We start from the raw sequence: 26003 nt of genomic DNA, 5'->3' as shown, positions 1-26003 counted from the left end.
GTCTCCCTTGACTTGATCGCGTCAGAAGCGGTCGAGGCCGCCGCGCTTGACGAGCTGGTCGGCGATGACGTTGCGCTGGATCTCGTTCGTCCCCTCACCGACGATCATCAGCGGCGCATCGCGGAAGTAGCGCTCGACGTCGAACTCGGTGGAGTAGCCGTAGCCGCCGTGTATCCGGACCGCGTCCAGGGCCACCTGCATGGCGATCTCGGAGGCGAACAGCTTGGCCATGCCCGCCTCCATGTCGCAGCGCTCGCCGGACTCGAAGCGCTCGGCGGCGTGCAGGATCAGCTGACGCGCGGCGGTCACCTTCGTCGCCATGTCGGCGAGGTAGTGGCCGATCGCCTGGTGCTTCCATATCGGCTTGCCGAAGGCCTCGCGTTGCTGCGCGTAGCGCAGCGCGTCGTCGAACGCGGCGCGCGCCACGCCGAGCGCGCGGGAGGCAACCTGGATGCGCCCGGTCTCCAGGCCCTTCATCATCTGCGCGAAGCCGCGGCCTTCGATGCCGCCGAGCACCGCGTCGGCGGGCACCCGGAAGTCGTCGAAGGACAGCTCGCACGACTCCACGCCCTTGTAGCCGAGCTTGGGCAGGTCCCTGGACACGGTCAGGCCGGGGCCGTGCTCGACGAGCAGCACGGATACGCCGCGGTGCCGTGGCTCGGCGGCCGGGTCGGTCTTGCAGAGCAGCGCGATAAGGCCCGAGTGGCGGGCGTTGGTGATCCAGGTCTTGGCGCCGTTGATGACGTAGCCGTCGCCGTCCTCGTCTCGCCTGGCGATGGTGCGAATGGCCTGCAGGTCGGAGCCGCCGCCCGGTTCGGTCAGCGCCATGGTGGCGCGCAACCCCCCCGTCGCCATCTGGGGAAGGTACTTGTCCTGCTGCTGCTTCGTGCCGAACGTGACGAGCAGCTTGGCGACGACGGTGTGCCCGCCCATCGCGCCGGCCAGGCTCATCCAGCCGCGGGCGAGCTCCGCGGTGACCAGTGCGTAGCAGGGCATCGACACCGGCGCCTCGCCCCAGGGGGCGGGGATGGCGAGGCCGAAGATGCCGAGCTCCTTCATCTGGCCGATGAGGTCCGCCGGGTAGGTGTTGGCGTGCTCGAGCTCCCTGGCGGCCGGCCGGACCTCGCGGTCTACCCAGTCGGCGACCAGGGTCAGCACATCCCGTTCCTCCTGAGTAAGGGCGGTCATCGGCGGACCTGGCCAGCGCGGACGCCGAGCCGCTCCAGGCGGTTGTTGCCGAAGCGGCCTTCCGGGTCGAGGCGTTCGAACAGTTCCCTGGCGTCTTTCAGCCGTGGATATAGCGCCGTGACTCGCTCGGCGGTGACGTGCGAGACCTTGCCCCAGTGCGGCCTCGCCGCGAACGGCTCGAGCGCCTGCTCGACCTGCGTTACCGCGGCGTTTACCTGATCCGGCCTGTTGAGCCAGGTGAAGTGGAGCGCGATCGTCTCGCGCTGGTAGGAGCCGCTGAGCCACAGGGTGTCGGCGGCGATGGAGCGGATCTCGGAGACCTGCAGTACCGGCGCGATTTTGCTTGCTCGCTGCCGCAGAGCCTCAAGGGCCTGCGCGCCGTGCCGCTTGTCGACGAAGTACTCCGTCTGGATCTCGTCGCCGTTGCTCGGCGTGCTGTCGAGGCGGAAGTGCGGCAGGCGCTGCGACCACGGGCCGGGGACGCCGCAGATCGTCAGGTTGTCCTCCGGCGCGTCGATGAACCGGACGGGGCCTGGGTCTCGCTGGGCGCCGAAGAAATCGTCTACGTCTTGATTGTTTGCGTCGGTTGTCCTGCGTTTGACCCAGGCCGCGCGCAGGGTGGGACCGGTCCAGTCGGTGAACAGGCTCACGCTGTAGGCGGAGTTCATCACCGCATCCGGGTCCTCGAGCACCCGGTCCCAGGTGAGGCCCGCGTACGCGTCCTGGCGGATGTCGTAGGACGGCTCGATGTCCAGCGTGATCCGCACGGCGATGCCGAATGCGCCGAGGCCGACTGGCATGCCGTCGAAGCCGTCGTCATTCCTCGTCGTATGCCTGATTTCACCGTCGGCCGCCACGTACTCGATGCCGGCGATCGCGGCGGACAGGATCTTGTTGCCGCTGCCTGACCCGTGGGTGCCGGTGGCGGTGGCGCCGGCGATGGAGATGTGCGGCAGCGAGCCGAGGTTGTGCAGCGCCCAGCCGTTTCTTTCCAGCCAGGACGCGAGCACGCCATAGGAGGTGCCGGCGCCCACGGTCACCGTCCTTGCTGCTTCGTCGATCACCGGGTCTGGGGCTATGCCGGTTACGTCGATGAGGGTGGCGCCGTTGTCTGCGAGGTCGTTGAACGAGTGCCTGGTGCCGATCGCCCTTACTTTCCTGCCTTGTTTCACGGCCTTCTGTACGTCGCTGATCGTCTGCGCGGCGATCACCTCGCGGGCGGTGAACTGGTAGCTGCCAGACCAGTTGCTGAGCTGAGACGCCACATCTCTCCCTATCTGTGCCCTGCGTTCGGTGCAGGCTCTTCAGCATAGGCACCGCGCATTGCCTAGCATCGGACCCATGCGCGCCATCGTCTATGCGGAAAAGGGCCCGTCGAGCGTCATGCGGCTGGTGGACCGGCCCGTTCCCTCGCCGGGGCCGGAACAGGTCCTGGTGCGGATGGTCCGCGCCGGGGTGAACCCGACCGACTGGAAAGCGCGGGCCGGCTCGTCATCGGCTGCCGGATCGTCGTTCGAGGAAGTGACGCCGGGCCAGGACGGCGCGGGTTTCGTCGACGCGGTCGGGTCCGGCGTGACCTCTGTCTCGGTCGGAGACCGGGTCTGGCTGTATCTCGGACAGCACGGGACGCCGCACGGGACGACCGCTGAGTACTGCGTGCTGGACTGGCACCGGGCCGTTCCGCTACCGGACGAGGCGTCGTTCGACCTCGGCGCCTGCCTTGGCGTGCCCGCGATCACCGCGCACCGGGCGCTCACCTCGGGCGATGCTTCTTTTCGGCTAGGGCCCGGCACGCTTGCCGGGCAGGTCGTCCTGGTGCATGGCGGAGCGGGCGCGGTAGGCAACGCCGCAATCCAGCTCGCCGCCTGGTCGGGGGCGACGGTGCTCAGCACGATCAGCAGCGACGCGAAGGCGGCGCTCGCGGTGGCGGCGGGCGCGCACCACACGATCAAGTACCGCACGGCGGATGCCGCCGCCGAGATCGGGCGGCTCGCACCCGACGGGGTCGACCTGATCGTCGAGGTGTCCCCCGCGGTCAATAACGAGCTCGACCTGGCCGTGGCGCGCAACGGGGCGACGATCGCGATCTACGCCAACAACGGCGGTGACACGTTCCCGCTCTCGATTCGTGCCACCTTCGCGCGGAACCTGCGGTATCAGTTCCTGCTGCTCTACACCCTGAGCCCCTCGCTGCTTGCCGCGGCCGCCGCGGACGTCACCGCTGCCGTTGCGGCCGGAGCGCTGCGGGTGGGCGAGGAGGCCGGACTGCCGCTGCATCACTATCCGCTGGCGGATTTGGCTGCCGCGCACGACGCCGTCGAGGGCGGCGCGACCGGCAAGGTGCTGATCGACATCGCCGACGAGTGAAGATCAACTCCTCGAAAGCCTTGACGGCTCCGGGGTTATAACACCGGAAGGCACCTGCGAGGGTCGCCGCTAGTCTCGGGTCAGCCGCGCAGCCTGGCGATCTCCGCCCTGGCGGCCGCGACCAGTTCCTCGTTGGTGTTCGCGTGGCCGTACAGGCCCCACCCGCCGGGCACCGCCTCGGTCAGCAGCACCCAGGTGCGCTCGGCGAGCGAGGCATCGCCTGCCGCCTCCGCGACGATGGCGGTGAACCGCTCGACCACGGCGAGTTGCTTGGCACGGTCGAGTGCCCCGGCATTGGTCAGCACCTGCACCCGGACGTAGTCGCCCCCGCCGTCGACGTTCGCGATGGCGCCGTCGGGAAGCTCGTGCACGAAGGCCGCGGTGTTGCTACGGAACATGGGAATGTCGGGAACCTGCTCGATCTCCATCAGCGTGGCGGCGAGTCGCTTCGCCAGGGCGTGCTTGTCCGCGAACGTTCCGGCATTGCTGTAGACGTCGATCATGGGCACGGCTGTGACTCCGTCTCTGCGAACAGGCATTATGACGAGCGTCATAATGCCTATGACGGCCATCATATAGAGTGCGGACGGGGAGTTGGCAACCGCAGCGGGAAGGACGGGGCGTGGCAGGCGAAGCACCGGACCGAATGATCGCCAGCGCCGTGAAGCTGCTCGCCATGCACGGGTTCCAGGCGACCAGTTTCTCCTCGGTGCTCAAGGACTCCGGAGCGCCGCGTGGGTCGATCTACTACCACTTCCCTGAGGGCAAGGACCAGCTCATCGGGGCCGCTATCGACCTCGCGGGCGATCGGGCGCTGGCGTTCACCGATTCCTTCACCGGCCTGTCCGCGGCTGAGATCGTCGACGCGTTCGTCGGGCTGTGGCGTGCAGTGCTGCTCAGGTCGGACTTCCGGGCGGGCTGCGCCGTGCTCGCGGTCACCGTGAGCGCGGACGTGCCGGAACTGGTCGAGCGGGCGGCGGCGATCTTCCGATCCTGGCGCGAGCGGCTCGCCGCGGCCCTGGAGGCGTCAGGGGTCGAGCCCGCGTCGGCCCGGGCTCTCGCGGTGACGATCATCGCCGCGTGCGAGGGCGCCACCGTCCTGTGCCGGGCGGAGCACTCGCTCGAGCCGCTCGAGGCTGTAGCCGGGCAGCTGCGCGTGCTGGCAGCCGACCCTGGTAAGCGACACGCTGAAGATTTGTCATCTTAGGATGACGCGGCCGCGGGTAGCCTTCCGTCGCAGACGCGGCGGCGCGGCTGAGTCCAGACGGTGGCCGAGCCCCATCCCCTGCGGACGTCGGCGGAAATGCGGTAGGCAGGTTGTCGCGCGCCTTTTACGATCGGATCTCGTGATCTATCAGGATCCGCTTGGCTACCTGCTCGGCCTCGAGGGCATCGCGTTGCTTGACGCCTGGGCCGGAGACCACGATCGCGCGTTCACCGAGGCACGGCTGGTCGAGATCCGGCGGCTGCTCGATGACGAGAAGCTGCGGGACCGCGGCGTGCTCGCGGAGCGAGTAACCACCGTCACCGCCTACCGGCAGCAGTCCGCCGACTATGACGAGCACGCGGGCGGCGGGCTGTTCACGATCGACGAGCCCTTCGTGGCCGAGTTCCTCGGTGACAGAGAGCCCGGCGTGGCGCTCGACGCCGCATGCGGGACCGGCCGGTTCGCCGACTTCCTCGCCAGTCGCGGGCACCGGGTCATCGGCGTGGACAGCTCACCGGACATGCTCGCGCACGCACGACGGCGCGTACCCGATGGCGAATTCCACCTCGGTGAGCTGCACCGGCTGCCGCTCGCGGACGATTGGGTGGACGTCATCGTCTGCGCGCTCGCCCTCGTCCACGTGCCGCGTCTCGAGTCGGTGCTGGCCGAGTTCGCCCGCGTGCTGCGCCCTGGCGGGGACCTAGTCATCTCGGACATCCATCATGAGCACGTCACCAGGGGCTCGGTGATCACGGCACGCGGCCCGGGAGGCGAGCCATGCATTGTTGCCAGCCACCGGCATAAGTTCGGTGACTACCTGCGGGCGGCCCTGAGCAGCGGCCTGCAGGTGGTGCGCTGCGAGGAGCCTTTCACCCGGACGGACGGGCCGCCGCCCGAGGCCGCGACGGAGATCGGCGACTGGCAGGACTGGCCGTGGTCGCTGCTGGACTACCTGCCGGAGGCGGCGCGCGCCACCGCCGGCCCGGCACTCGTCATCTGGCACTTCAGGCAGCCGGCGGCGTGAGTCCCCGATTCCCCGATCAATCCTGCTACTCCCGGGTCGGTGAACCCGTTCAGCAGCGTGTACAACAGGGCGATCCGTCCATCGCGTACCTGCGCCACGTCATAGCCTGGGGACGCGGGCGGCTGCTGAGGTACTCCGTAGGTGAAGGCCAGGTAGCCCAGATCGCGGAGCACATGGAGGCGGTAGCTAGCGAACGGATTGCGGCTGTTCGCGCTATCCGGATCTGGCAGCCGCTAGCCGGTACCGCGGGTGTAGCGTCCCGTTTCATGCGAGCGATCGACTTTCACGTGCACCTGCCGACGCCAGACTGGATTGACGGGTCGATGGCGGGATATGTCGAGGCGGCGGAGGCGTACTTCAGGTCCTCGGTGGAGCGGCAGTCGCTTGATGAGCTCGCCGCCAAGTACCGGGCGCTTGACGTGCGGGCGGTGCTGCTCGCCTGGGACGCGGAGACCGCGACCGGGCGGCCGCGGGTGCCGAACGAGACCGTGGCCACCGCGATCGCGGAGCACCCGGACGCGTTCACTGGGATCGGGTCTGTCGATCCGCATAAGGACTCGGCGGTTGACGAGGTGGCGCGGATCGCGGAGCTCGGGCTGCGGGGGGTGAAGTTCCATCCGTCGCTGCAGGCGTTCGCGCCGGACGACGAGCGGTACTGGCCGGTCTTCCAGGCGTGCGAGCGGCACGGGCTGCTCGCGCTGTTCCACACCGGGACGAGCGGCATCGGGGCGCGGCAGCCGGGCGGGCAGGGGATCAGGCTGGACTACGCGCACCCGCTCAAGCTCGACTCGGTGGCGGCGGCGTTCCCCCAGCTGACCGTGGTCGCGGCGCACTTCGGGTGGCCGTGGCACATGGACCTGATCGCGATGGCGCTGCACAAGACGAACGTGTACATCGACATCTCCGGCTGGTCGCCAAAGCGGATACCCGCCGAGGTGATCCGTGAGCTGCGCGGGCGTCTTTCCTCGCAGTTCGTCTGGGGCAGCGACTTCCCGTTCATCGCGCCGGACCGCTGCCTGGCCGAACTCGACGAGCTTGACCTGGCGCTCCCCGCGCTGCTTCACGACAACGCCGCCCGCGTCCTGCGACTGTAAGTCTGCGTGCCACAATGACCGGCGTGGAGTACCCGCACGCACCCACCCCGGCGTTTCTGTTCGACCTCGACGGGACGCTGATCGACAGCGTGTACCAGCACGTGGTCGCCTGGCGGGCCGCGCTCGGCGCCATCGGCATCGACCTGGCGGTGTGGCGGATCCACCGGCGGATCGGGATGAGCGGCGGGCTGTTCGTGCAGGCCCTGCTGCGGGAGACCGGCCGGACGCTGTCCGCCGACGACATCGCGGAGCTGCAGCAAGCGCACGCAGCCGAGTACCGCAAGCAGCTGGGCTCGGTGATCGCGCTGCCCGGCGCGCGTGAGCTGCTCGCCACGCTGACCGAGGCGGGTGTCCGCTGGGGAATCGCGACCAGCGGGTACGCCGCGACCGCGCGGCCCGCGCTTGAGCTGCTCGGGCTGCCGCAGGACACCCCGATGGTGACCAGGGACATGGTGCGGCACGCCAAGCCGGACCCGGACCTGTTCCTTGCCTGCGCGGCGCTGCTCGACGTGGAACCGCGGGATGCGATGGTGGTCGGGGACAGCGTCTGGGACCTGCTCGCCGCCCGGCGCGCGGGGGCGCTCGGCATCGGGCTGCAGTCCGGCGGCTACGGCCGCGAGGAGCTTGAGCGCGCTGGCGCGTTCCGCGTATACGGAGACCCGGCGGACATGCTGTCGCGGCTCGACGAGGCCGGCGTCCGCTTCGACTAGCCGCCTAGCGGCGAAGGCCCCTGGTCAGCCTGGCAGGGTCAATGGTGACCGGGAACGGACGCGTGACAGTCACCGGCTGGGTTGAGGTCAGCTCGGTGACATAGCTCGCGTCACGCAGCTCGAAGACGGTGAGCTCGGGGCGGGGGTCTGGGTTCACAATCCAGTATGACGGGACGCCGAACCGCTGGTACACCGCCTTCTTCCTGTTCAAGTCGAACAAGGCGGTGCTCGGAGACCGGATCTCAATCAGCAGCAGCGGAGGCGCGGTGAACTTCGCGTCACCGACCTCGTTGAGCGGGACCACCACGAGATCCGGGTCGAACTCGGTGCAATCGTCGAGTTGCACGGCGGGCTCAGCGACCACGCAGAGGTCCTCCGGGCAGTCCCGTTCGAGCGCGCTGGCCAGCCGCGTGGCCACGACCTGGTGGACGGTCGTCGGCCTGGGGCTCACGACGAGCGCCCCGTCGAGTAGCTCGTACCGATGGCCGTCATCGGGCATCCGGTCCAGTTCGGCGACGGTGAAAGCACTGCCGAAGTCTGGCCATGCCTCGCCGATTGTCATAGCACTCATCGTGCCCTCCTTCGATCATGCTGTCCACTCTGCCAGCTACTACAGACATTCGAAGTGGAAAAGTAGCAGTCGAAATCAAGTATTAATATCGTAATTTGTTGCCAAAGCACGTACACGAACAGGAACAGGAACAGGATCGGCTGCACCGAGAAGTCGATCAGCTCGAATGGGTTGTGCTTGACCTGCACCAAGGTGCACCAGGCGAGCGAACAGGTCTGCTGGATCGCTGCGAGCGGGCTGGGCGATGACCCGGCCGCGGTCGATGACCGCGATCCGGTCCGCGAGCTGGTCGGCCTCCTCCAGGTACTGGGTGGTGAGCAGGACGGTCACGCCGTCGTCGACCAGGTCCCGCACGATGTCCCGCAGCTCGTTCCTGCTGCGCGGGTCGAGTCCGGTGGTCGGCTCGTCGAGGAACAGCACCCGCGGCCTGCTGACCAGGCTCGCGGCCAGGTCGAGGCGGCGGCGCATGCCGCCGGAGTAGGTCTTCACCGCGCGGCCGGCGGCGTCGGCTAGCCGGAACCGGGCTAGCAGGTGACTTGCGCGGAGCTTGGCGCCCCTGCGGGACAGGCCGGTCAGCCGGCCGATGAGGGTCAGGTTCTCGATTCCGGTGAGCGTCTCGTCGACCGAGGCGTACTGCGGCTGACAGGCCGCTGATACGGGCTCGTCCTTACTGGTAGGAGATCATCACCGGGGCGGGAGTCTTCGTCATGGTCTCGCCAGGCGAGAGCATCGGGTGGTCCATGACGAAGAAGTTCTTCCAGCCGAAGAACACCCGACGCGGTGCGGTCGCGGTGACCGCGTTCCAGGTTGCCTGCTTGTTGCCCGGGGTGCCCTGCCCGTCCATGTGGATGAGGATCGACAGGTCATCGTGGCTGGTGTCAAGATCCTGCTCGCCGGCGATCATGCTGAGCAGGAACTGGTGCAGCACAAGCAGCTTCTGCGGCAGCTTGTCGCGTGCGGTCAGCGTGGCCAGCCAGTCGATCACGCTGTTGACCTCGGAGATGTCCACATGTCCGATCTGCTTGAGCGGCCGCTGTCCAGGCAGCAGCTTCCACTCCGGGTCGAGTGCCAGGCCGACATTGGGCAGCGCGAGCAGCGACTTGTAGTCCTTGGCCTGCTGGAGCAGGCTGGCGCGCCCCGGCTGCAGGTCGAGCACGACGTACAGGCCTGCCTTGGTCGCGCTGCGCACCCAGGGCAACAGGTCGGCGACCGGCGTCTCGTAGGAGTAGCTGCCGTCCGGGCCTGGCGACCCCTCGGCGACCGAGGCGATGATCTCGAACGCCGGGACCACGGGCACGGTGCTGAGTGGCCGGTACTCGGCGGCGATTTGCTTGGCCCTGGCGATGCTGCCCGGCAGGTCCTGCTGGCCGAGCACGCCAAGGCTCGGCGTTTCCGGGTGCCCGTACAGCGCGATCAGCCTGCGGCCGGGGAACATGACCTGACCGCCGCCTGGAAGCTGCGTGCCGGTCTCCGCGACCGCGAGCCTGGCGGTCAGCTGGGTGACCGTGCCGAATCCGGCGCCCACCGCGACCACCGCGGCGGGGCGCAGCCGCGCCAGGGCCTTGATCACCGTCGGGTCGGCCCGCGGGTCGGCGCCCGTCATGTCGATGACGGTTGCGCCCGCCGCCTTCGCCGTCGTGGTCACTGCGACGACCGGGACGCTCCGGCTGGCCTTCGCCGAGGCGTGGATGAGCACGGTCACGTCGCGCAGCGACGCCGGGTCGCCGGTCATGGGCAGGTCGGCCACGCGGCGCACCACGCGGATTCCGGGCAGCCGCGCGGCGAGCGCGGCCGTTGCTGTTGATGACAGGCCCATGGAGAAGACGGCGACCGGGTGCAGCGCCTGGATGCCCGCGGTGAGCTGGGCCTCGGCGGTGTCGGTGGCCTTGCTGGTGGCGCTGGCCTTGGCGGCGGCCGGGGCGAGCAGCAGGGGTGCGTGGATGGCGCGGGCCTCACGGACCGCCGCCGGCAGCTTGGTGCCGTCCGCGGAGGCCACCACCACGATCGGCGCCGACGCGTACAGCTTGCGGGCGAACTCGGTGGTAACGGCAACGGGGCCCGTGTCCGGCTGGACGGAAACGGTCGCGGAGGTCACCCGGGTCAGCGCGACGGGCAGCGGATGCGCGGTGCTGGCCTGGCTGGTTCCGCCGCCTCCCGGCCGGCCTCCGTAGGCTCCGCCCGCGGTCTGGCCGGAGCAGGCCGCGAGCATGCCGAGGACGGCAATCGCCGACACGGTCCGCAAGCTCCGATGCACACCATCGGATTTACCTCACATCGCGCGCCCAGGGTGGGACTTCGCGGTAACGCGGCGTGTCGCGTGGCTCACCTTGCCGGCCGGACTTTGTGATCTTTGTGCGTTTATGCAGGTCAGAGCGTTGCGACGCTCAGTTATCGATTGCGTCGAGCGCGGCGAAAATCTGCTCGGAGACCTCATCAACGGCGGGGGTGGCATCGATCCTGATCAGGATGCCCCGATCCGTGTAGTAATCGATGAGTGGCTTGGTGTGCTGCGCGTATACCTCGAGGCGGTGCCGCTGCACGTCCGCGCTGTCGTCCGCGCGGTTCTCGCCACGCCCGGACAGCCGCTCGATGAGGACCTCGGCGGGCGCGTCCAGGTACACCACCGCCTGCGCGCTAGCGCCAGTGTCCCTGGCGATCTTGGCGGCAGCCTGCGCCTGGGCGAGGGTCCGCGGGAATCCGTCGAGGACGAAGCCGCCGTCGTCGCGCGAGGCGGCGAGCACCCGGTCAAGGATCACGCTGAGCACCAGCTCGTCGGGGACCAAGTCGCCGGCGGCCAGGTAGGCGCGCAGACGCTCCCCAAGCGGGGTCTTCCGTGCCACCTCGTCGCGGAAGATGTCGCCACTCGCGATGTGCGGCACCTGGTACCTGGCGGCGATCCGCTCCCCTTGGGTGCCCTTACCTGCGCCGGGCGGGGCGAGCATGATGACGCGCAACTGATCACGTCCTTGGGGTTACCGCCGGAACCGGCTCCGGCACTACCGCACTATAGTTCGCGCAGGCGAGGCTGCATCGACGGGGGCGTAAGGGGCTGAGGGGCGGATGGCGGTTCAGCGGCACCGGGCGCTCGACGCCGTCGCGGCCTTCCTGCGCTGCCCGGTCTGCGCCGGTCCGGTTGCGGTGGGCGAGGATCAGGTCAGGTGTGCGCGCGGGCACAGCTTCAACATCGCGCGGCAGGGCTACGTCAGCCTCACCAGCGGCCGCGGCGGGCCGGGAACCGGCGACAGCGCCGAGATGGTGATGGCGCGCGAGGAGTTTCTCGGCGCCGGGCACTACCGGCCGCTCGCCGCCGCCATCGCGCACCTCGCCGCCGCGCTCGACCGCGGCGGGGCCGGCCTGGTGGTCGACCTCGCCGGAGGTACCGGCTACTACCTCGGCGGCGTGCTCAACGCGCTGCCCGGCCGGCTCGGCGCGTGCGTCGACTTGTCCGCGCCGGCGCTGCGCCGCGCGGCGCGGGCGCATCCCCGGGCGGCCGCGCTCGGCGCGGACGCCTGGCAGCCGCTGCCGCTCGCGGACGGCGCCGCGGACCTGGTGCTGAGCGTGTTCGGGCCGCGCAACCCGGCGGAGATCCGCCGGGTGCTCGCCCCGGGCGGCGCGCTGATCGTGGCCACCCCGGGCGCGGATCACCTGGCGGAACTGCGCGGGCCGCTCGGTCTTATCGGGATGGACGAGCGGAAGACCGCCCGGCTCGCGCTCGCCTACCACGACTACGCGGACGCGACCGAGCAGGCGGTCCGCTATCCGCTGCGCCTTGGGCATGCCGAGGTCACCGAGCTGGTGGCGATGGGGCCGAACGCCCGGCACATCGGCGCGGATGAGCTGGCCGAACGGGTTGCCGCGCTGCCCGATCCCGTCACGGTCACCGTCGACGTCGAGGTGCGCGGCTACCGGGATACGTCTATCACGGAATTATCTAATTACAGACGTAGCATGGGGTCCATGACGTTCGCAGCAGAGCCGATCAGCGGCCGCGGGGTGCTTGACCTCAGCTTCCTGCTCACGCACGCGTCGCACGTGCTGGCCACCCGGATGACGGCGGCCTTCGCCGAGATAGGGATCACGCCGCGCGAGTACTGCGTGCTCGCGCACGCGATGCGCGGCTCCTACACGCAGATCGAACTGGCGAAGCTGGCCGACCTGGACAAGACGACGATGCTGAACACCATGGACTACCTGGAGGGCGCCGGGTACGCGCAACGGACGCCATCCCCGGCCGACCGGCGGGCGCGGATCATCACCGTCACCGCGGCGGGCGCCGGCCTGGTCGCGGCCGGGCACGAGATCGCCGACGGGGTGCACCGCGAGGTCCTCGACGCACTGCCGGCGGAGCAGCGGGAGGTATTCACCGGCGCGCTGACCTCGCTGGTCACCGGGCTGCTGGCGGAGCCAGTGGTGTCCGACCGGCCGGTGCGGCGGGCCCGCGTTCCGGGCTAGGTTGGTCATTTTTAGATTGTCTGCTTTTAGATTATCTGTTACGGTCTCTCTAAGGGCTTGCTCATAGGGAGGTCTTCACATGGTTCGCAATAATCCTGCGGGGGGACGACCCCCCGAACCCCCCGCAAAGCGTTGGCTGGCGCTCGGCATCCTGTGCACGGCGTCGCTCATGGTCATACTCGACGGCACGATCGTGACCGTCGCGCTGCCGGCCATCCAGCAGGATCTCGGCTTCACCGCCGGGAACCTGAGCTGGGTGATGACCACCTACCTGATCGCCTTCGGCGGTCTGCTGCTGCTCGGCGGCCGGCTTGGCGACCTGCTCGGGCGCAAGCGGCTGTTCCTGGCCGGGATCGCCGTGTTCGTCCTCGCATCCCTCGCCTGCGGCCTGGCGGTCGCGCCCTGGATGCTGATCGCGGCCAGGTTCGTGCAGGGGGGCGGCGCGGCCATGGCGTCCGCGGTCACCCTCGGGATGATCGTCAGGCTCTTCTACTCCCCCGCGGAGCAGAGCAGGGCGATCGGCGCTTTCGCGTTCACCGGCGCGGTCGGCGCGTCCGCGGGCCTGATCCTCGGCGGGCTGCTCGTGCAGTACGCGAGCTGGCACTGGATCTTCTTCGTGAACCTGCCGGTCGGCGCGGCGACCGCGCTGGCCGGCTGGCGGGTGCTGTCCGGTGACGCTGGACTCGGCCTGCGGGTCGGGGCGGACGGAATCGGCGCGCTGCTCGCCACGTCCGGGGTCATGCTCGCCGTCTTCTCCATCGCCTCCCGCGCTGACTGGTGGGCCGGCCTGCTCGCGGTCGCGTTGCTCGCCGGCTTCGCCGTCCGGCAGGCCACCGCGCGGACGCCGCTGCTGCCGCTGCGCGTGCTCGCATCCCGCGCAGTGGCGGGCGCCAACGTCGCGCAGCTGTTCATCATCGGCGCCGCGATGGGCTTCCAGGTGATCGTGATCCTGTACTTCCAGCGGGCGCTCGGCTACGGCGCCGCGGCCGCCGGGCTCGGGCTGTTCCCGACCGCCGCGGTGATCGCGATGGTCTCGCTCGGCCTGTCGGCGCGGCTGACCGTCCGCTTCGGCGCCCGGGCGCTGCTGCTGAGCGGCCTGGTCGCGATCACCGGCGCGCTCGCAGTGCTGACTCAGGCACCGGCGCACGCGGCCTACGCCCTATGGCTGCTGCCGCCGCTCGTGCTTTTCGGCATCGGCGGCGGGCTAGCGCTGCCTGCCCTCACCGTGCTCGGCATGGCGGGCGCCACCGACGCGGACGCCGGAGTGATCTCCGGGGTGTTCAACACGACGCAGCAGGTAGGCGGGGCGCTCGGCGTCGCGGTGCTCACCGCGCTCGCCTCGGCGCGCACCGGAGGCGGGACCTCCGCGCAGGCGCTCACCGACGGGTATCACCTGGCCTGGCTGGTCGGCACGGGGCTCGGCGTCGCGTCCATCGCGGTCGCGGCGGCCGTCCTGCTGCCGCGCCGCGCTAGCCGGGCCGCAGGGGCATCGGGTTCCGCGGACTGCGCCGATGGGCCGGGCTCGCCGACCGCAACGACCATCACCACCGTCGCGCCGGAGCGGCCGGTCACCCAGCCGTGCCCCCGCTGACCTGCCGCTGGCACCTCGGGGAATGCGGTGCGACGGGTGGCGTTTGGCAGCGGCGGGGTGGTCCCTGGCCCGCCACCCCATTTGCTTACAGGCCAGGGACCGGCCGGTCCGGCGGTACTTCCCGCCGGGGGCCGATGGGGATAGCACCCTCCGGTGCCGTCCGCCCCCGTACGGCCATAGCTTGTATGCTTATCCGTACAAGCAGAAGAGTATGCGCACGGCTGGCGTGCAGAAAAGAGAAATATGACAAATAGTGACAAACGTCACTTCACTCTCGCCGATGCACAGGCGGTCGCAGCTATAAGCGATGTCATCGATGCCTCGGTCATCAACCCGCGCAGCATGCTCCCCGCGTACCTCCAGCTCGCCATGTACCTGCGGGGCATGATCATCGTGCGGCAGCTCCCGCCCGGCTCGCCGCTACCGTCAGAACCCGAGCTGGGTGAGCGCTACCAGGTGAGCAGGGACACGGTACGCAGGGCCATGCAACTGCTCCGCGAGACCGGCATCGCGGAGACACGGCGCGGCGTCGGGCACTTCGTGACCCGCACTCCCGAGATAAAGCGAGTCATCGTGGCTCCGGGCAGCCGGGTCGTCGTGCGCATGCCCCAGCCGCATGAGCAGGGCGAGCTACTCGGCCTCACCGTGTTCGTCGTGACCGAGCCCGGCAAACCGCCGGTCGTTTACGACACGGCGCAGACGGTGCTCGCGTTCCCCGAGGCTGCCGGACCGTGATCACCCAGCGGTGCCAGCGCCGACCGGGCGCTGGCGCAGCCGGTGATTGGCAACGTTGACCTGATTGGCGCAGCGGACCCCGCAGAAGTGGCGACGTCCGTTGCGCGACGTGTCGAGGAAGGCGACCCCGCAGCCGGCCCGGTCGCAGGCCCGCAGCCGGCTGCCGCCGCCGGCGTCGATCACGTGCGCCACGCCCGCGGCGGTGAGGGCGCGGACCCGCGCCGCGAGACCCGTCTCGACCGGCGCGTAGTGGAAGTGGAACGGGCTGCCTGGGCCGTGGCTGACCAGCCGGGGCCGGCAGTCGGCCGCCAGCAGCAGCGCGTCGGTCAGCTCCGCCTTCTCCGCGACGGTCTGCGACTCGAACACCTCGCGCAGCCGGGCCGCCCACGGATTCAGCGCGAGCGCGTCATCCACCGTGACCTGCGGTTCGTGCACGTCATGGCTGCGCAGTTGGGCGGCGAGTGCCGCCTGGTCCGGCTCCGGGTGATTGACCAGCCAGACCGCGATATGCGCGCCCGCCACCGTGTAAGTGTTGAACTGCATAAGACCATTACAGCAGACTGGCGGTAAGCGCCGGGTGCGTAACGTCCCGGCGGAGCCGGGAGGGACACCAGTGAGACGCGACGCGCTGGCCGCGGGACTGACCGCGGTGGTCCTGTGGGGCCTCGCCCCGGTGGCCACCCGCGCGGTCGTCGGGCACCTGTCGCCGCTGCCGCTGCTGCTGCTCCGCATGGTCATGGCGTCGCTGCTGCTGCTCCCCTGGGCCGTGTCCGTGTTCCGCCGGGTCCGGCACCGGCTCCGGCTGGCGGGCCGGCTGGTCGCCGCCGGACTACTCGGCCTCGTCGGGTACAACCTGCTCGTCACCCTGGGGCTGCGCTGGCTGCCCGCGTCAACGGTGGGACTGCTGCTTGCCACCGAGCCGGTCTGGGTCCTGGTGCTCGGCCGGCTGTTCTCCGGCGAGCGCGGCGGCGTCCGGCCCTGGCTCGGCAGCGCCGCCGCCCTGGCGGGCGTCGCCGTGCTCGCGGGACCCGGAGCGGTCACCGGGGCGAGCGGCTACCGTGCGCTGGCCGGAATCGGGCTGGTCCTAGCCAGCACGCTGTCCTTCGCCGCCTACACGATCGTGCTGCGCCCGCTCAGCGCGGAACTCGGCGCCCTTCCCGCGACCGCCGCGTCCACCGTCGTGGGCACGGTCCCCTACCTGGCCTTCGCCTGGATGCTGCCCGGCGCGGGCTTGCCGCACCTCGGGCCGGCGGTCTGGGCGGACCTAGTGTTCCTCGGCGTCGGCAGCACGGCGGCCGGGATGCTGCTGTGGAACTTCGCCATCCTCGCCGACGGCGCCAGCCGGGTCAGCATGCTGCTGTACCTGGAGCCGGCGGTCAGCGTCCTCGCAGCGTCGGTGTTCCTCGGCGAGCACGTCACGCTGGCCATGGCGGGCGGCGGGTTGCTCATCCTGACCGGGGTCGCGGTGGCGAGCACGGGGCGGGGCGCCGTCAAGCCGGCGGAGAGCGGGCAATCAGTGCCGGCGGGCTCGTCGGCGGCGCATAATGAGTGATGTGGGTGGCTTCCCGGAAGCAGCGCCGGTGTCTCGTGCCGCGATCCTTGAGGAGCGGTACCGCAGCAGGCTGCCCGCGACCCTAGACGAACTCGCCGGGCCGGGCCATGGCACCGTCCAGCTCCCCGCGCACATCGCGTGGTCCGGCCTCACCGCTTTTGATGTTGACCGTGCGCCTCTTTGCGCCAGCATGTATCAGGTCGTGCTGACGGAGGGCCTGCAGGAGGATCTCGCGGCTTACCTCAACCGCGGGCTCCTGCTCAGGCACTGGCCGATGCTCCGCATGGTGGTGGGGCGGGTCATCCGCGAGGTCTGGGAAGCGGCGTTTCCTGAGCTCATCGAAGGGGTGCCAGTCCGCCCATGAACCTGAACGCCCTGCACAGGAGACTGCTGCAGGACGTTCTGGAAATTGGCAACGCGTTCCCATTCGTCATCACGGGGGGCTACGCGGTTCAGGCGCACGGCCTAAGGGTTCGACCGTCCGCCGGAGGACACGCCCTGGGGGCCCGTACTCTCCCTCGACGATGTGATCGGCACCAAGGTCAGAGCCCTAGCGGATCGCGGTTACCACGAGATCTCGTCGATATTCACGCCGCGTCCAAGATCCGTTCACAGACAGAGCTGGAATCGCTGGGCAGCAGGTGCGCTTGGGACGAATTCAGCCTTGAGGGGCTCGCGACACGGCTCGGCTCCGTCTTGTGGCGTGCCGACGAGGAGTTCTCGGCGTACGGGCTGTCCGAGGGTGAGATCGCGAACCTGCGACGATGGGCGCAGGCGTGGTCAGATGACATCAACAGGCGGCTGTACGCCGAGTCCTACGCGGACGACGGAGACGACGAGCTCGCATGACGCGGAGAGGGGGCGGCGTGGCAGGTAGGCCGGCGGACAACGGGCGGGTTGTGCACCGGTACGGGGCGGATCCGAGTCAGTTCGGGGAGCTTTCGCTGCCGGACGGAAAGCCCCTGGGGACCGTGGTGGTGATCCACGGGGGGTTCTGGCGGGCGCGGTATGACCTGTCGCTTGGGCGGCCGCTCGCGGCTGACCTGGCGGGGCGGGGGTATGCGGCGTGGAACCTGGAGTACCGCAGGGCGCTGGCCGGCGGCGGCTGGCCGGGGACATTCGAGGATGTGGCGGCGGGGATTGACCTGCTGGCTTCGCTGCCCGTTGATACCGGACGGGTGGTGGTGGTCGGGCACAGCGCGGGCGGGCACCTCGCGGCCTGGGCGGTGGGGCGGGGAAAGCTGCCGGCCGGGGCGCCTGGCGCCAATCCGAAGGTGGCGGTGACCGGGGTGGTGTCGCAGGCTGGGGTGCTCGCGCTCGCCGACTGCGCGCGGCAGCGGGTCGGGGACACGGCGGCGCTTGACCTGATGGGCGGCGGGCCCGATGAGATGCCTGCTGAGTACCGGCTCGCCGATCCGATCGCGGCGGTGCCGCCGTCCGCGCCCGTGCTGTGCCTGCACTCGCGGGGCGACGACAACGTGCCCTACTCCTACAGCGAGCGGTATGTGGCCGCCGCGACGGCGGCGGGCGGGCAGGCGCGCCTGATTGAGTTGCGCGGCGACCATTTCACGCTCATCGACCCGGCGACGCCCGACTGGGCAGCGGTCATCGCGGCGCTGCCCGGTCTGCTCGCCGGCTGAGACTGGGCTACTGGGAGCGGACCTCCCACAGGTCGGGAAACGCGGAACGGAACAGCGTGGTACGCAAGTACGCCGAACCTGCCGAGCCGCCGGTGCCGGTTTTAACCCCGATGATCCGCTCGACCATTTTCACGTGCCGGTAGCGCCACTCCTGGACGCCCTCGTCGATGTCGACGAAGGCCTCGCAGACCTCGGCCGCGGTGCCCGCCTCGGCGTAGACGTCCGCGAGCAGGTCCTGGATCTGCTTGTCCCCCGGCCATGACTCGTGCGGGTCGCGGTCGAGCACGGCGGCGGGAACCTGCCAGCCGGCGCCATTCAGGTAGCGCAGCAGCGAGGCGAACAGCGGGCGCCTGGCCACGATTGCCGCAAGGGCCGCGTCGTCGCTGATGACGGCGTTGGTGAAGTCACGGCGGCCGAGCACCGCCTCCAGGTGCCTGAACTGGGCCGACTGAAAGCCGCTCGAGCTGCCGAGCTCCGGCCGGAACGCCGCGAACTGGCGCGGTGTCATCGTCTCCAGGATGTCCATCTGACCGACGACGGTCTTGAGAATCTTCGCGATACGGTGCGCGGTGCCCAGGGCCCTGGCGCTGTCGCCGGCCTCGAGGCGCTCCTGCAGCAGCTCGGTCTCGTGCAGAATCTGCTTGAACCACAGCTCGTAGACCTGGTGGATGATGACGAACAGCAGCTCGTCGTGCGACTCGGTGAGCGGCCGCTGACAGGACAGCAGGTCATCGAGGCGCAGGTAGGTGCCGTAGGTCAGATCCGCGGAAGTCTTCGCGGTCACGGCTACCCGATCTCCGCCAGCGGGCCGACGATCTTCTCGCCGAGCATGGTCACGTACCCCACCGGGTCGGGCATCGCCGGGGCGAGCTCGACCAGGTCGACGCCGAGCGCGGCGTATTCCTCCATCTCCCTGAGGAAGGCCGCCGGGTCGTCCGGGTTCAGCCGCCCGATGATCGTCTTGGAGATCGCGTCGTAATCGCGCCCCTCGGCGTCGCAGTGCCCGCGCAGCACCTCGAGCTTGTGCCTGACGTCGGCCACCGACGAGCCGAACAGGTTGCAGGCGTCCGCGTACTTCGCGACGAGGCGCAGCGTCTTCTTCTCACCGCCGCCGCCGATCAGGATCGGCGGACGCGGCGACTGCAGCGGGCGCGGTACGCAGATCGTCTCCGCGAGCTGGTAGTGCTTGCCGTTGTAGGGGCCGTCGTTGTCGCTCCACATCTGCTCGCAGATCTGGATGGCCTCCTCGAGCCGCTCGAAACGCTCGGCAACCGGCGGGTAGGGCACGCCGAGCGCCAGGTGCTCGCGCTCGTACCAGGCCGCGCCGATGCCGAGCATCGCCCGGCCGCCGGACAGCACGTCAAGCGTGGTCACCGTCTTGGCGAGCAGCCCGGGATGGCGGTAGGTGACCCCGGTGACCAGCAGGCCGAGCCGCAGCCGCTCGGTCTTCGCCGCGACGAAGCTCAGCACGGAATAGCCCTCGAGCATCGGCTCGTAGGCGGTCTGGAAGTGCTCCATCTGGAACCAGTGGTCCATCGCGGTGAACAGGTCGAGCCCCGCCTGATCGGCCACGACCGCCGTGTCGCCGACCGCCGCACGCAGCGCCGCACCGCCATCGGGGTGCGTGAAGTTCATGAAGTGGATGCCGAGCTTCATCTCTCTGCCCTCTCTGTTAGCTGCCGATCATTGTTTCAGGAGCCTGGTCGGCCCGCCGCTGGCGGGGATACCGCTACTCCCAGCGGAACAGCCGCCAGGCGAGCAGCCCGAACACGACCGCGTAGCCGGCCAGCGCGGCGAGCCCGCTTGCGGACGGCCACTGGCCGATCATTCCGGCGTGCAGCGCGGCGACGGCCGCGCCGAGCGGCGTGTGGCCGCTGACGGAGCTCAGCCCCGCAGGCATGGTGGCCTGCGGCATCCACAGGCCGGCGAAGAACATCAGCGGCAGGAACACCATGGTGCCGACCGCGCCTGCGACGCGGCCGGTGCGGGCGACCGAGGCGATAAACAGGCCCAGGGAGAGCATCGCGGCGCCGGCCAGCAGCAGCGCCAGGGCGAAGCCCGCGGGCTGGCAGGGCAGCGGCACGCCGAATGCGGCGTCGCCGACGATCAGGATGCCGACGGTGGAGATCAGCGCGATGGTGAGGTTGACGGTGAGCTGGGCCGCGAGCAGCCGCCCCGCGCCGACCGGGGTGGCGTTCAGCCGGCGCAGGATGCCGCGCTCCCGGTAGCCGGCCAGCACCGTGGGCAGGCCCTGCAGCGCGAAGGTCGCGATGGTGAACGCGATGAGGATCGGCTCGTAGGTGGCGACGAGGCTGAAGCCGTCGAGCGACTTGTCGGGGCCATGGGAGAACGAGCCCATGACGGCGAGCAGTGTCATCGGGAAGCCCACGCCCCACAGCAGCGGCACGATCTCGCGGACGAGCAGCAGGGTCTCGGTGCGGACCAGGTTGCCGAACGCCGAGTGGGCTACTGGCGAGCGGCGGATCGTGGGCTCGGAAACTCTGCTCGCCATCAGGTGCTCGGTCATGACTCTTCTCCGGTGGTGAGGGCGACGATCGCGTCGTCGAGGTTGAAACGGGTGCTCGGGTAGCCAGCGTGGCTCGCGCCCGCGCTGATCAGCTCTACCGGGGTTCCGGTGGCAGCGCGGCGTCCGGACTGGATGAGCGCCACCCGGTCGCAGAGGCGCTCCGCCTCGTCGGCGTAGTGGGTGACGAGCAGCACGGTGATGCCGTTGTCGCGCAGCTGCTCGACCATCCGCCAGCTCTCCCGCCGCGCCGCGGGGTCAAGGCCGGTGGTCAGCTCGTCGAAGACGATGAGGCGGGGGTTGCCGACCAGCGCGAGCGCGATGGACAGCCGCTGCTTCTGTCCGCCGGACAGCCTGCGGTAACGGGTGTTGCGCTTGTCGGTAAGGCCGAGACGGTGCAGCAGCGCCTCGGTGTCGGCGGGCTGCGGGTAGAACGACGCGTAGAGCTCGATCGCTTCTGCGACGGTGAGCTTGTCCTGCAGCTGGCTCTCCTGAAGCTGTGCGCCGACCAGGGTCCGCGCCTCACGGCGGTCGCGGTAGGGGTCGATGCCGAACACCCGGACCGTGCCGCCGTCGGGGCGGCGCAGGCCCTCGGCGCACTCGACCGTGGTGGTCTTGCCCGCGCCGTTAGGCCCGAGGATGCCGAAGATCTCGCCCTCGGCGACGCGCAGGCTGAGGTCGTCGACGGCGACCTTGCTGCCGTACTGCTTGCACAGGCCGGTGATCTCAAGCGCGGCGGCAGTGGTGTGCGTGGTCATGGCTTGTCACGCCTCTTCTGTGGCGGTATGCGGGTCGATCTCGGCGATGATGTCGAGATCCACGGTGAGCCAGCGGGCGGCGAGGCCGCGGTAGGCGGTGATGCCGAAGTCGTAGCGGTCGACGCGCAGCCGTGCGGTCGCGTGCAGCGTGCCGCCGTGGGCCGACACCGTGGCGATGGCAGCCTCCACCAGGCGGCCGACGCCGCGGACCTCGAGCTCGCCGCGCAGCAGCCAGCGGCCTTCCGGGAATGCGTCTGACGCGCTCTCACGCTCGAGGGCGGTCGAGATGAAGGTGAGGCTGGGGTATGTCGCGGCGTCGAGCAGCCGGGGCGAGAGCACGGCGGCATCGCGGGCGTCGTTGCCGCTGCGGAAGCTCACCGCTGCGGCGCTGGCGCGGACGGCGGAGCCGGCCGGCGGGTCGTTCACCTGGATGCGCCCGTCGCGCAGGGCGAGCGTGGCGCGCACCGGGCCGATTCCGAACAGGTGCCTGGTGGAGATGGTGATCGTGGACCGCTTGGTGTCGATTCGGTAGCGGCCGGCCGGCGGGGTCGCCGTGACGCCGCTGGCGAGGGGCGAATGTGTTTCGTTCATGACCTCATCGTCGGTTTCGCCGCCCCGGCCGGGCATCGTGCCGCGGTCGGTACCCGGACCGCCCTTGGTCGATGCGGGTCATACTTTGGTCGGTGGTCGCTCGCGGCGGCCGATCCTAGACTTGGCTGCTATGCGGGCTGCCACGCTCGGCGGAACCACCGCCGCAGCAGGAGAAGACAGGGCCGGGAACGACGCGGACCTGCGGCGCCGCATGCGGATCCAGCCCGCCGTGTGGGCAGCCGTGATGGCCGTGCTCTGCGCGGCCACGATCGCCGGCCACGTCGGCGACGAGTCCGCGGCCTATCTGGCGCTCGACATCGCGATCGGCGTGGTTAGCATCGCGCTGGTGCCGCTGCTCGCCCGCTGGCTGGTTCCGGTGGCCCTGCTGCTGTCGTTTCTCGCGGTCCTGTCGCCCGCGGCGACGCCGCCTGCCACGCTCGCCGTCCTGCTCGTCGCCCGGTGGCGGCCGCTCGGCACCGCCGCCGCGGTGGCGGGCGCCGGGGTGGCGGCGCACCTGATCCAGGGGGCGTGGCGGTCACTGGGCAGCCTGCCCTACGGCTGGTGGGCGGTCCTTACCGTGGTCGCCTACGCGGCGCTCGTCGGGTGGGGCACGCTGCTCCGTGCCCACACGGAGCTGGTCGCCTCGCTCCGCGAGCGGGCCGAGCACGCCGAGGCCGAGCAGGCCAGGCGGGTGGCCGAGGCTAGGGCCGGCGAACGGGCCAGGATCGCCCGCGAGATGCACGACGTGCTCGCGCACCGGCTGTCGCTGCTCGCGACGTATGCCGGGGCGCTGTCTTACCGGCCCGACGCGCCGCCCGAGCAGCTGTCGCGCGCCGCCGAGGTGATCCGCTCGGGGACGCACCAGGCGCTCGACGAACTGCGAGAGGTCATCGGCGTGCTGCGCGCGGAGGAAACGGGGGATCCGACGGCGGGCGGGCGGCCGTTGCCCGGCATGGCCGACCTGGACCGGCTGATCGAGGAGTCCCGCGGGGCGGGCACGCCCGTCGAGGTTCACGACGGCGGCCTTGACTTTCTCGCGGTGCCCGATCCTGTTGGGCGTACCGTGTACCGGGTGGTGCAGGAGGGGCTGACCAACGCGCGCAAGCACGCGCCGGGCTCAGCGGTCGAGGTGACGCTCGGCGGCGGGCCAGGCAGCGGGCTCGACGTGTCGATCGCTAACCGGGTGCCCGCGGCCGGGTCTTCGGTGGCCTCGGCACCGGGCGCCGCGTCCGTGCCTGGCACCGGGACGGGGCTTATCGGGCTCGCCGAGCGGCTCGACCTGGCCGGGGGAACGCTCGAGCACCGGCGCGACGCAGGCGAGTTCCTGCTGCACGCATCGCTGCCGTGGCCGGAATGAGCCCGGAATGAGCGAGGCAAACGGCCCGTTGTCGCCGCCCACGGAGATCCGTGTGCTGCTCGTGGACGACGACGCCCTGGTGCGGGCCGGCCTGTCGATGATGCTGAACGGCAGCGACGGCCTGATCATCGTCGGCGAGGCCGAGGACGGCGACCAGGTGCCAGTGGCGGTGGCGAAGCACCGGCCCGACGTGGTGCTGATGGACCTGCGGATGCCCCGGGTGGACGGCATTGCCGCCACCAGGCGGCTGCGCGGCGTGCCGCGGGCGCCTGAGGTCATCGTGCTGACCACCTTCGACGCCGACGAGAACGTGCTCGGCGCGCTGCGCGCCGGCGCGAGCGGCTTCCTGCTGAAGGACTCGCCGCCCGCCGAGATCGCGAACGCGATCAGGCGCGTCGCGGCCGGGGACCCCATCCTGTCCCCCGCGGTGACCCGGCGGCTGATGCGGCGCGCCGTGGTGCACGAGAACGCCAGGGAGCAGGCGGAGCGTCAGCTCGCCGCGCTCAGCCCGCGCGAGCTCGAGGTCGTCCGCGCCATCGCCGACGGGCAGAGCAACGCGGAGATCGCCGCCGCGCTGCTGATGAGCGTGCCCACCGTCAAGGCGCACGTGACGCACATCCTCGCCAAGGCGGGGCTCGCCAACAGGACACAGATCGCGCTGCTCGCGCACGACGCGGAACTGGCGTAAGGCTAGTGCCAGCGGAAGCGCCAGGCGGCGAAGGCACAGCCGACGGCGGTCCAGCCGAGAAGGACGAACAGGTCGCTGACTGGGGCGTGCGCCACGTTGGTGTAGCCGTGCTGGAGGATCTGGGCGAGCGCGCGGACGGGGAGCAGCGCGACGACCGCGGACAGCCAGCGCGGCACGCTGAAGGTGGGGTCGAAGATGCCCGACATGATCGCCACCGGCAGGTAGCTGGCGTTGGCGATCGGTGACGCCGACTCCGCGCTGCGCGCGAGCGAGCTGAGCGCCAGGCCCAGCGAGCCGAAGCACGCCACGCCGAGGACGAGACCGCCGGCGATCTCCGCCAGGCCGCCGATCCTGGGCACCGCGCCGAAGGCGACCGCGCCGATCAGCGCGGTGCAGGCGGTGATCGCGAGCGTGGTCGCCGCGGTTGAGCCGAGCACACCCGACAGGTACGCGCCGGCCGGCAGCGGAGTGGTCCTGATGCGCTTCAGCACGCCGTCGTGGCGCAGGGTGGCGAGCTTGGCGCCAAGGTTCACGTAGGCGGCGACGATCACGCCGAACGCGATGATCGACGGCACGAAGATCATCTGACCTTCGACGTGCGTGCCAGGCAGGTACCCCTTGGCCGTGGTCGACCCGATGAGCAGCAGCAGGGCGAGCGGCAGGGCGAAGGTGAATAGTGCGTACTCGGCGCTGCGCCAGAACGAGCGCTGCTCAAGCAGGGCCTGGCGGAAGGCGAGGCCAATCGTGCGGCTCAGTGCGTGCCTCCTGTGACGAGGGGTTCGAGGGCTTCCGGCAGTCGTCGCCCCGGGAGGGAGCTGACGAGCTGCAGGTAGGCGTCCTCCAGCGTGGGTGTTTCCACCGACAGGCCGTCGAGATCGCCGAGGTCGTTCGCGGCTGCCCAGGAGAGCAGTTCGCGCACCGCCGCGCTCGCGCAGTCGGTATGGCAGACGGCGACATCGCCGGTCACCACGACATCGAGGCAGCGGGGCGGGGGGAGAGTGCCATCAAGCACCCGTTCGGGGGCGGTGAACTTGATTGTGGTTGGTACTCCAGCTTCCCTGGCGACATGCCGCACCGTGCCGGCGACCTGTATCTGTCCGGCCTGCAAGATCGCCACCCGGTCGGCGAGGCGTTCCGCCTCGTCCAGGTAGTGGGTGGTGAGCACGATCGTCTTGCCGAGCGAGCGCAGGTTCTCGATCGCCGCCCAGCAGCGCCGCCTGGACTCGGGGTCGAACCCGGTCGTCGGCTCGTCGAGGAAGATCAGGTCCGGGTCGCCAGCCAGCGCGAGCGCCAGGTCCAGGCGGCGGCGCTGGCCGCCGGACAGCCGGCGCACCTGCGTATTTCTGTCCTCGGTCAGCTCGACGACGTTGAGCAGGTCGTCGAGCGCCCTGGGCTTGGGGTAGTAGGCGCGCCACATGTTGATCAACTCGCCCACCCGCGCCTGGCGCGGGAAGCCGCACTCCTGCAGCACGATGCCGATCCGCTCGCGGAGCCTGGCGGATTGCGCCGCGGGGTCCATGCCGAGCACGCGGACATCGCCGCCGGTGCGCTGCCGAAACCCTTCGAGTATCTCGACGGTGGTGGTCTTGCCGGCACCGTTCGGCCCGAGCAGGCAGAAGACCTCGCCACGGCGGACCTCGAAGTCCACCCCCTTGAGCACCTGGCGATCGGCGTAGCTCATGGTCAGGCCGCGGACTTCGATCGCGGTCATGTGCTCCTCCAGGGGGCTGCGGTAGGGCCGGCCACGGTGTTCTCCGTGGCGCGCAGCCTCTTCCAGCCGCTTACAGGCTGTTACGGCCGTGAGTCTATGTGCTTGTGTGCCAACTACTGACCGAATGGGCGATTCTGAGAGCAAGTCCTCAGCGAGGCCTCAGAGGCGTCGACAGCCGGCTTTCCCGCATCTTGGGCCGGGCTGAGTGGGGCGGCCCGCACGGTGAAGGGTGTGGGTTCCCGC

General features: G+C 70.2%; 28 protein-coding genes and 1 pseudogene. 14 read left to right on the top strand and 15 right to left on the bottom strand.

Translation table 11 applies throughout. The features are described 5' to 3' along the window. Nucleotides 1-21 precede the first annotated feature (21 nt). Nucleotides 22-1188, bottom strand: coding sequence for an acyl-CoA dehydrogenase family protein (locus EAS64_RS36640; RefSeq protein ID WP_145860690.1), 1167 nt, complete (start codon nt 1186-1188; stop codon nt 22-24). After that, nucleotides 1185-2453, bottom strand: coding sequence for an FAD-binding protein (locus EAS64_RS36635; protein ID WP_145860688.1), 1269 nt, complete (start codon nt 2451-2453; stop codon nt 1185-1187). The genes EAS64_RS36640 and EAS64_RS36635 overlap by 4 nt, the downstream gene beginning before the upstream one ends. A gap of 76 nt (nt 2454-2529) precedes the next feature. Between EAS64_RS36635 and EAS64_RS36630 the strand changes: the two genes are divergently transcribed. Continuing rightward, nucleotides 2530-3555, top strand: coding sequence for an NADPH:quinone reductase (locus EAS64_RS36630; RefSeq protein ID WP_145860686.1), 1026 nt, complete (start codon nt 2530-2532; stop codon nt 3553-3555). Nucleotides 3556-3635: 80 nt separating this feature from the next. Here the strand turns inward: EAS64_RS36630 and EAS64_RS36625 are convergent, their stop codons facing one another. After that, nucleotides 3636-4064, bottom strand: coding sequence for a tautomerase family protein (locus tag EAS64_RS36625; protein WP_145860684.1), 429 nt, complete (start codon nt 4062-4064; stop codon nt 3636-3638). Nucleotides 4065-4177: 113 nt separating this feature from the next. Here EAS64_RS36625 and EAS64_RS36620 point away from each other — a divergent pair, with 113 nt between their 5' ends. The 4 genes from EAS64_RS36620 to EAS64_RS36605 all read left to right on the top strand — a co-directional run bounded on the left by EAS64_RS36620 (nt 4178) and on the right by EAS64_RS36605 (nt 7590). Then, complete coding sequence (locus EAS64_RS36620; RefSeq protein ID WP_222849866.1) at nt 4178-4762, top strand: TetR/AcrR family transcriptional regulator; 585 nt, start codon at nt 4178-4180, stop codon at nt 4760-4762. A 139-nt stretch (nt 4763-4901) separates the two neighbouring features. Next, complete coding sequence (locus EAS64_RS36615; protein ID WP_145860682.1) at nt 4902-5786, top strand: class I SAM-dependent methyltransferase; 885 nt, start codon at nt 4902-4904, stop codon at nt 5784-5786. Between the two features lie 266 nt (nt 5787-6052). Beyond that, nucleotides 6053-6880 (top strand): amidohydrolase family protein, encoded by an 828-nt coding sequence (locus EAS64_RS36610; RefSeq protein ID WP_187366442.1) that lies wholly within the window; start codon nt 6053-6055, stop codon nt 6878-6880. A 14-nt stretch (nt 6881-6894) separates the two neighbouring features. Beyond that, entirely contained in the window at nt 6895-7590 is a 696-nt protein-coding gene (locus tag EAS64_RS36605) for an HAD family hydrolase (RefSeq protein ID WP_145860678.1), read from the top strand. Between the two features lie 4 nt (nt 7591-7594). Here the strand turns inward: EAS64_RS36605 and EAS64_RS36600 are convergent, their stop codons facing one another. From EAS64_RS36600 to EAS64_RS36585, 4 genes and pseudogenes are all read right to left on the bottom strand, one after another. Further along, nucleotides 7595-8161, bottom strand: a complete 567-nt coding sequence (locus EAS64_RS36600) for a Uma2 family endonuclease (RefSeq protein WP_145860676.1) — start codon at nt 8159-8161, stop codon at nt 7595-7597. A gap of 150 nt (nt 8162-8311) precedes the next feature. Further along, a pseudogene (locus tag EAS64_RS36595) lies at nt 8312-8797 on the bottom strand (ATP-binding cassette domain-containing protein); the annotation flags it as partial. A gap of 31 nt (nt 8798-8828) precedes the next feature. After that, on the bottom strand, nt 8829-10394 hold the full coding sequence (locus EAS64_RS36590; protein WP_145860674.1) for a hypothetical protein: 1566 nt from the start codon (nt 10392-10394) through the stop codon (nt 8829-8831). Between the two features lie 151 nt (nt 10395-10545). Further along, a complete protein-coding gene (locus EAS64_RS36585) occupies nt 10546-11115 on the bottom strand; it encodes an adenylate kinase (protein ID WP_145860671.1) in 570 nt (189 codons plus the stop codon). 106 nt (nt 11116-11221) lie between these two features. Between EAS64_RS36585 and EAS64_RS47235 the strand changes: the two genes are divergently transcribed. The 3 genes from EAS64_RS47235 (at nt 11222) to EAS64_RS36570 (ending at nt 14939) form a co-directional block, all read left to right on the top strand. After that, nucleotides 11222-12613: a putative RNA methyltransferase gene (locus EAS64_RS47235; protein ID WP_145860670.1), complete on the top strand. Its 1392-nt coding sequence runs from the start codon at nt 11222-11224 to the stop codon at nt 12611-12613. A gap of 79 nt (nt 12614-12692) precedes the next feature. Further along, on the top strand, nt 12693-14204 hold the full coding sequence (locus tag EAS64_RS36575; RefSeq protein ID WP_145860668.1) for an MFS transporter: 1512 nt from the start codon (nt 12693-12695) through the stop codon (nt 14202-14204). Between the two features lie 243 nt (nt 14205-14447). Next, the gene (locus EAS64_RS36570; protein WP_145860665.1) at nt 14448-14939 is read left to right on the top strand and encodes a GntR family transcriptional regulator; all 492 of its coding nucleotides are present in this window, start codon (nt 14448-14450) and stop codon (nt 14937-14939) included. On the opposite strand, the gene EAS64_RS36565 is transcribed toward EAS64_RS36570, so the two are convergent. Beyond that, nucleotides 14940-15482 (bottom strand): CGNR zinc finger domain-containing protein, encoded by a 543-nt coding sequence (locus EAS64_RS36565; protein ID WP_187366441.1) that lies wholly within the window; start codon nt 15480-15482, stop codon nt 14940-14942. It abuts the gene before it with no gap. Between the two features lie 70 nt (nt 15483-15552). Between EAS64_RS36565 and EAS64_RS36560 the strand changes: the two genes are divergently transcribed. From EAS64_RS36560 to EAS64_RS36545, 4 genes are all read left to right on the top strand, one after another. Further along, on the top strand, nt 15553-16491 hold the full coding sequence (locus EAS64_RS36560; protein WP_187366440.1) for a DMT family transporter: 939 nt from the start codon (nt 15553-15555) through the stop codon (nt 16489-16491). Next, nucleotides 16484-16855: a hypothetical protein gene (locus tag EAS64_RS36555; protein ID WP_222849865.1), complete on the top strand. Its 372-nt coding sequence runs from the start codon at nt 16484-16486 to the stop codon at nt 16853-16855. Before EAS64_RS36560 ends, EAS64_RS36555 begins: the two co-directional genes overlap by 8 nt. Nucleotides 16856-17187: 332 nt before the next feature. Further along, on the top strand, nt 17188-17340 hold the full coding sequence (locus EAS64_RS45245; RefSeq protein ID WP_222849864.1) for a hypothetical protein: 153 nt from the start codon (nt 17188-17190) through the stop codon (nt 17338-17340). Between the two features lie 17 nt (nt 17341-17357). Further along, nucleotides 17358-18131: an alpha/beta hydrolase family protein gene (locus tag EAS64_RS36545; protein ID WP_246116035.1), complete on the top strand. Its 774-nt coding sequence runs from the start codon at nt 17358-17360 to the stop codon at nt 18129-18131. 7 nt (nt 18132-18138) lie between these two features. Here EAS64_RS36545 and EAS64_RS36540 read toward each other — a convergent pair whose 3' ends face one another. The 5 genes from EAS64_RS36540 to EAS64_RS36520 all read right to left on the bottom strand — a co-directional run bounded on the left by EAS64_RS36540 (nt 18139) and on the right by EAS64_RS36520 (nt 22004). Next, nucleotides 18139-18915 carry a tryptophan 2,3-dioxygenase gene (locus tag EAS64_RS36540; RefSeq protein ID WP_222849863.1) on the bottom strand — a complete coding sequence of 259 codons (777 nt, stop codon included), beginning with the start codon at nt 18913-18915 and terminating at the stop codon, nt 18139-18141. A 2-nt stretch (nt 18916-18917) separates the two neighbouring features. Further along, nucleotides 18918-19787 (bottom strand): LLM class F420-dependent oxidoreductase, encoded by an 870-nt coding sequence (locus EAS64_RS36535; RefSeq protein WP_145860656.1) that lies wholly within the window; start codon nt 19785-19787, stop codon nt 18918-18920. Between the two features lie 73 nt (nt 19788-19860). After that, complete coding sequence (locus EAS64_RS36530; RefSeq protein ID WP_145860653.1) at nt 19861-20658, bottom strand: ABC transporter permease; 798 nt, start codon at nt 20656-20658, stop codon at nt 19861-19863. Continuing rightward, on the bottom strand, nt 20655-21413 hold the full coding sequence (locus tag EAS64_RS36525; protein ID WP_145860652.1) for an ABC transporter ATP-binding protein: 759 nt from the start codon (nt 21411-21413) through the stop codon (nt 20655-20657). Before EAS64_RS36525 ends, EAS64_RS36530 begins: the two co-directional genes overlap by 4 nt. Before the next feature lie 6 nt (nt 21414-21419). Next, complete coding sequence (locus tag EAS64_RS36520) at nt 21420-22004, bottom strand: YceI family protein (RefSeq protein WP_187366439.1); 585 nt, start codon at nt 22002-22004, stop codon at nt 21420-21422. Between the two features lie 130 nt (nt 22005-22134). Between EAS64_RS36520 and EAS64_RS36515 the strand changes: the two genes are divergently transcribed. Together EAS64_RS36515 and EAS64_RS36510 are read left to right on the top strand one after the other, a co-directional pair. Continuing rightward, nucleotides 22135-23361, top strand: coding sequence for a sensor histidine kinase (locus EAS64_RS36515; RefSeq protein WP_246116034.1), 1227 nt, complete (start codon nt 22135-22137; stop codon nt 23359-23361). 7 nt (nt 23362-23368) lie between these two features. Further along, a complete protein-coding gene (locus tag EAS64_RS36510) occupies nt 23369-24049 on the top strand; it encodes a response regulator (protein WP_145860649.1) in 681 nt (226 codons plus the stop codon). Between the two features lie 2 nt (nt 24050-24051). Here the strand turns inward: EAS64_RS36510 and EAS64_RS44175 are convergent, their stop codons facing one another. Together EAS64_RS44175 and EAS64_RS36500 are read right to left on the bottom strand one after the other, a co-directional pair. Beyond that, entirely contained in the window at nt 24052-24768 is a 717-nt protein-coding gene (locus EAS64_RS44175) for an ABC transporter permease (protein WP_281283372.1), read from the bottom strand. A gap of 32 nt (nt 24769-24800) precedes the next feature. Next, nucleotides 24801-25760: an ABC transporter ATP-binding protein gene (locus tag EAS64_RS36500; RefSeq protein WP_145860645.1), complete on the bottom strand. Its 960-nt coding sequence runs from the start codon at nt 25758-25760 to the stop codon at nt 24801-24803. Between the last annotated feature and the right edge of the window lie 243 nt (nt 25761-26003).

The organism is Trebonia kvetii (genome assembly GCF_007827045.1).
In the GTDB taxonomy this organism is placed as follows: Bacteria; Actinomycetota; Actinomycetes; order Streptosporangiales; family Streptosporangiaceae; genus Trebonia; species Trebonia kvetii.
This window is presented reverse-complemented; position numbering and strand designations above follow the sequence as displayed.